This is a genomic window from Anaerolineales bacterium (assembly GCA_022866145.1).
In the GTDB taxonomy this organism is placed as follows: Bacteria; Chloroflexota; Anaerolineae; order Anaerolineales; family E44-bin32; genus PFL42.
Window position 1 is genome coordinate 1 of sequence record JALHUE010000525.1, and the last position, 5148, is coordinate 5148.

A 5148-nucleotide genomic window follows, 5' to 3' on the forward strand; every position below is an offset into this window, starting at 1 on the left:
CGTCTACCACCGGCCAGCGGTTGCGGCGTGCATGGTAGATCATCCAGTTGTCCCACCCGGAACGGCCGATGGCGAAGGCGGGAAGATCGGCGAAGCACTGGCGCGGAAACACGAAGTAGTCACTTCCTCCGGCGGGGTGCAAGACGCCTTCACGAGCTACCCTGTCGCGCAAGACCCTCTGACCCGCCTCGCCTCCCTCCAGTAGATTCGCCACGCCCAGATCCCAGCGCTGGCCAACCATTAGGAAGTCGGCGCATTCTGCCTGCACCGCTCTTGCGGCTTCCACCAGGTCGGGCAGGAGCAGGATGTCGGCATTTACGTACGCCATGAGAGGCTGCGAACTTGCTGTCCGGGCGAGGTGGAAGATCGAATCGAGGCGAGGTGTCCCGTGGCTGTTCCGCTCGACACCTGAGATCCAGCGGACCTGCAGGCCATCCGCCGCCTCCGCCAATCCCGGTTCGTCCCCGACGACCAGGACATTGACCTCGGCCCCGAGACCCAGCCATGACCGAATGGCATTGCCTTGAATCAGGCTGATGTGCGGGTTCGTGAAGGGTTTAGGCGCACTGAAGATCGTGAGCATGATCCCTTTGAGAAACGCTTGTGAGGCAGTCACCCACTGAGGGCAGATTCACTCCGCGTCCATAAACGTCTTGTGAGCCACACTGGCGTTGATCGCCGTCAGTTCTGGCTGTTCCTCCACGAGCTTCAAGACCTCCTGCCAGGTGAAGTCGGTCCGGCCGGGGAAAGCAGCGTACACCCGGCGAACGAACTCCAGGTCTTCCGCGGTGTCAACGGTCCAACGAAGGTGGCCGAGATCCTGACTATGGTCGACCCGCAGAACCCGGAAGCGCCCGGGAGGCTCGTAGAGGTATGGCATGACGTGCTCTCGTTGGTAGGGCTCGGTCGCCTCGTTCCACGCCCGCTCGAGCGCATCGAAGGTTGCCACTTCGGTGTCAAGTCCGATTGGGAACGTACGGCCATTCGGCAGGCGGTTGGCGGCGAAATCCAGCGGGGGCTCGGCCTTCAGAAAGGCATCTAAGGTCAAGTCGATGACTGCCGGATCGATGAGGGGGCAGTCACCCGTGATCCGCACAACGACCTGCGCCTGGGCTTGCCGAGCTGCACTGTAGACCCGGTCCAGGACATCGTCTGCCCTGCCTCGGTAGCAGGCAACCCCCCACCCCCGGCAGGCTTCCGCCACCGCCTGATCCGGCGGCAGGTCGGTTGTCGCTACAATGACATCATCGACCTGTGCGGCCCGCGCCGATCGCTCAACCACCCGGACCAGCATGGGAGCACCAGCGATGTCCTCGAGCACTTTTCCTGGCAAGCGCTTTGAGCCCATGCGGGCTTGGATGACGACGACGATCCTAGGGCGCATTCCGCTTTGCCTGGCTGGTTACCAGTTGGTAGGCATCGACCAGCATGCGGCTGTTGCTGCTCCAGTCGGCACGAGCTTCGACGGTTGCCCTCCCCACCTTGCCCATCTCGCGGAGCCGATCGGCTGCGGCACATGCCCCGCGCAGTCCACTCGCCAGAGCCTGGGCGTCTCCGTCTGGAAAAAGCCAGCCATTGACAGAGGCAGCGACCCATTCTCGGTTTCCCAGGATCTCGGATGCCAGTACGGGCAAGCCGCAGGCCATGGCCTCCAGCAGAGTGACGGAGCTGCCATCGCTGTGTGAGGCGCTGACGTATAGGTCGGCGGCACGGTAGTAGTCAGGCAGTTTGGTCTCATCGATGACACCGGCGAAGTGCACGCGCGACTTCATGCCGGCCTTGGCAATCCTGCGCTCCAAAGGCCCGCGCTGACTCCCATCTGATAGCACGAGCAGCCTCAGTTTCGGTTCTTCGTCCGCAGCCCGCAGGAAGCCTTCAACGACAACGTCGACGCCGTAGATCGGTTCGAGCGTCCTGGCCGACAGGACGATGAACGAGTCCCCCCAGCCCAGCTGAGCCCGAATCGCGGGCCTGCTGCCCGGGCGAAAGTGCTTCAGGTCGACACCCCAGGGGAAGACCACCAGCTTGCTTTCGGACGCGCCAAGCTCGATTGCTCGCCGCCGGGCCGCTTGGCAGTCGCAGAGGACCAGATCACTGTGGGTGAGGACATACTTCGCCTGCCAGCGGCCCAATCCCCCTGCGGCGTCACGCAGCAGATCAGAACCCCATGACATGCTGACCAGAGGCCGGGCGCCGGCCAGAGCGGCGGGGAAGGCGCCCTGCTGAATGGGTCCGGCATGCACGAGCGTCGGCCGGTAGGCTCGAATGGCCATGGCCAGGTTGCGCCGCACCCCGATGGCCCCCAGCCGCCGATCACCTGTCCCGGCCGGCGACGGGGTCAGGTCCCGCACGCCCGGCGGAAGGGGCTGTCCTGCTGGCGGACCTGACAGCCTGAACCAGCCGACATCGAGCCCGGCCGCCGTGATCGCCCGCAGGAACCGCCGGTCATGGACCGTTGAGCCCCGCGACACATAGAGCACCCGCATCAAGCTACCGCCCCGATGCCTGGGTGTCGCGGCTCAGGATCGAACCATCGTCCAACGCAGTGCCTCGCCCGCCGCCACGCCTTCCCGCAAGGTCACGCCGAGGACCGCTTCGATCTCGTGAGGCAGGATGGCCCCCGGCGTCGCCGGGCGCAGGATGTCGAGCATGCCTCGGTTGATGACCTCGCCGGCAGCCAGGTCGCGTGCTGCTCGCAGGCAGCGCCGTTGCACGATGACGGTGTCGGCCTCGTTGTCTGCGACCCGCTTGTCAGGAGAGCCGAAGGCGCGTTCGAGCTCGCGGGTGCGATCGACCATCTCTCGCCAGGAGTCCGGGGTCATGGAAAATGGATGATCCGGACCCACGCGGGCTGTGTCGTCGGTGAAGTGCTTCTCGACGGCCCGAGCGCCCATAGCCACCGCCCCCAGAACCGTGGCATGCCCCGGCGTGTGGTCCGACAACCCGAGGACCGCGTCCGGGTACATGGCGGCGTACGTCTTAAGGACATTCAGGTGGATATGGTCGAAGTTTTCGAGGCTGGCGGTGTAGTTTGTGTTGCACTGCATCAAGACGAGCTGCGAGTTGATGGGTAGGATCGCCTCGACGGCGCGCTGCACATCCCCGATATCCGATGCGCCCGTCGCCAGGAACACCGGTTTTCCCTTGCCGGCGATGTAGCGGACCATTTCCAGCCAGGTGATTTCGCCAGATCCGATCTTGTGGGCCGGGACATGCGGATCCAACATGTCCACCGCTTCAAAGTCGTAGGGCGAGGAGAAGTAGTCGATCCCAGCCTGAGCACAGGTCGCTTTCAACTCCGGTGTCCATTCGAAAGGGATGGACGCCCCCTGATACACCTCGAAGACCGATTTCTTCCAGCCGGCCTGATGGGAGATCTGCAAGCCCATCGATCGGAAACCGCGATCGCTGACAATCTGCGGGGCGCGGAAGTTCTGGAACTTGGCGGCCTCCGCCCCCGCCTCCGCTGCCAGATGGATCAGGCTCTTGGCCCGGCTCAGATCGCCATCGTGGTTGGCGGAGATGTCGGCGATGAAATACGTCGGATGAGTCTCGCCTATCCACCGGTCTTGGACCTTGATGTCAGGCATGCTGCTCCTCCCATCCCTTGGCCGGTCTCCCCTCCGCCCGGGGGCGACGGATGCCAGGCTACCCTCGCTGGCGCGCCTGCGCCTCGAAGATGAGACCGGCGGGTCACAGGCCGCCCGGCAACTCCTGGCGGACGGCCATCAGCCCCTCCGAGAACCCGTTCTCCTTCTCCAAGCGGAAGAGGTCCAGGCTTTCCTTCAGGTTCGGCATGCGTCTGCCAAGAGCCTGCTCGGCTTTGGCCGTGTTCAGGCACAGGTTCTTCCCCCGCGTGGCTGTCAGACCGCCGGCATCGCTGGAGACAGCCCGGACCAGCCTCGGGTCGAACCCGAAGGTCTCCGCCAGACGGACCCCAAACTCGTGCTTGCTGATGCAGCTGCCCCCGGCCACATGCAGAACGCCGGCGGATTTCCCGGCCACGAGATCCAAGAGGATCGCCGCCAGCAGGCTTGCCAGCAGTGGGTTGAATCGCGCATCGGTGAAGCCCGGGCACTCCTGACCTGCTTCCAGCCGACCCAGAAACCAAGCCGCCAGGCCGCTCCTGCCAGGAGCCGGCCAGGTGAAGAAGTTGGTGCGCACGATCAGCGCCTGAGGGTGAGCCTGAAGGACGGCCTGCTCGGCCTGCAGCTTGCTGCGTCCGTAGGCATTGACGGGACCGGTCGAGTCTGCCTCACGGTAGGCGCCTGCCTCACCGTCAAACACGGCGTCGGTGGAGATATGGATCAGTCGAGCGCCGCGGGCGGCAGCCTCCCGCGCCACGTTGGCTGCCATGTCCCGGTTCAGCCGGATTGCCATGCCTGGGTCTCGTTCACAAACATCGACATCCGCCTGAGCGGCGCAGTGCACAACCCAGTCGGGACGGACATCGTCCATCAAACGCTCGACCGCCCCGGGTAGCGTCAGGTCGGAGGCCAGGCTGTCGAACCCCATGGCTCGGAGGGCGGCCGGATAAGCATGAGCCGTGACCCGGCATCGTCCGATCGCAGTCAGGACCATGTTCGCGCCCAGCAGGCCGCTGGCCCCGGTGATCAGCAATCGCGGCCGACGGTCTCCGCCTTCCGTCACGCCTCGGTCCTCAGATCCCGGGATTGGTCGACGATGCTCCGGATCTCGTCCAGAGTCATCCAGTTGGGGTTGCTGTCACTGGCGTAGCGGAAGTCCGGCGGGAGGGGCGCGCCCTGCTGCCTCCAGCCGTGACCGAACCACAGCGCCTCGGCCGGCTCGACGACGTACATGTCATCCAGCTCGACCGCATGCCTCGCCTCATCCTCCGACAGCAGGACCTCGTGCAGCTTCTCCCCCGGGCGGATTCCGACGTGCTCGATCCGGCAATCCGGGGCGATGGCCTTTGCCAGATCGACCACCTTCATGCTGGGGATCTTGGGCACGAAGACCTCGCCGCCCAGCATCCGCTCGATGCAACCGATGGTGAAGCGAACACCTTGATCCAGTGAAAGCCAGAAGCGGGTCATCCTCTCATCGGTGATCGTGACCACACCGGTCTGCCGCTGTCGCAAGAACACCGGCACAACACTGCCGCGGCTGCCGACAACGTTGCCATAC

Annotated in this window: 6 protein-coding genes; all 6 read right to left on the bottom strand. The window is 64.8% G+C overall.

The window, feature by feature from the left end:
- Positions 1 to 616, bottom strand: a 616-nt coding sequence (locus MUO23_15105) for a hypothetical protein (GenBank protein ID MCJ7514280.1), incomplete at its 3' end; no start/stop codon positions are given.
- Positions 617 to 631: 15 nt separating this feature from the next.
- On the bottom strand, positions 632 to 1384 hold the full coding sequence (locus tag MUO23_15110; GenBank protein MCJ7514281.1) for a glycosyltransferase family protein: 753 nt from the start codon (positions 1382 to 1384) through the stop codon (positions 632 to 634).
- Positions 1374 to 2486, bottom strand: a complete 1113-nt coding sequence (locus MUO23_15115; protein MCJ7514282.1) for a glycosyltransferase — start codon at positions 2484 to 2486, stop codon at positions 1374 to 1376. The genes MUO23_15110 and MUO23_15115 overlap by 11 nt, the downstream gene beginning before the upstream one ends.
- Positions 2487 to 2519: 33 nt before the next feature.
- Positions 2520 to 3590, bottom strand: a complete 1071-nt coding sequence (locus MUO23_15120) for an N-acetylneuraminate synthase family protein (GenBank protein MCJ7514283.1) — start codon at positions 3588 to 3590, stop codon at positions 2520 to 2522.
- A 103-nt stretch (positions 3591 to 3693) separates the two neighbouring features.
- Positions 3694 to 4650 carry an SDR family oxidoreductase gene (locus tag MUO23_15125; protein MCJ7514284.1) on the bottom strand — a complete coding sequence of 319 codons (957 nt, stop codon included), beginning with the start codon at positions 4648 to 4650 and terminating at the stop codon, positions 3694 to 3696.
- A partial coding sequence (locus MUO23_15130; protein MCJ7514285.1) for a polysaccharide biosynthesis protein occupies positions 4647 to 5148 on the bottom strand: 502 nt, incomplete at its 5' end. The genes MUO23_15125 and MUO23_15130, both read right to left, overlap by 4 nt.

Coding starts and splice junctions, on each gene's coding strand:
- MUO23_15115 (MCJ7514282.1), bottom strand. CDS start 2,486: ATGCGGGTGCTCTATGTGTCGCGGGGCTCAACGGTCCATGACCGGCGG.
- MUO23_15110 (MCJ7514281.1), bottom strand. CDS start 1,384: ATGCGCCCTAGGATCGTCGTCGTCATCCAAGCCCGCATGGGCTCAAAG.
- MUO23_15120 (MCJ7514283.1), bottom strand. CDS start 3,590: ATGCCTGACATCAAGGTCCAAGACCGGTGGATAGGCGAGACTCATCCG.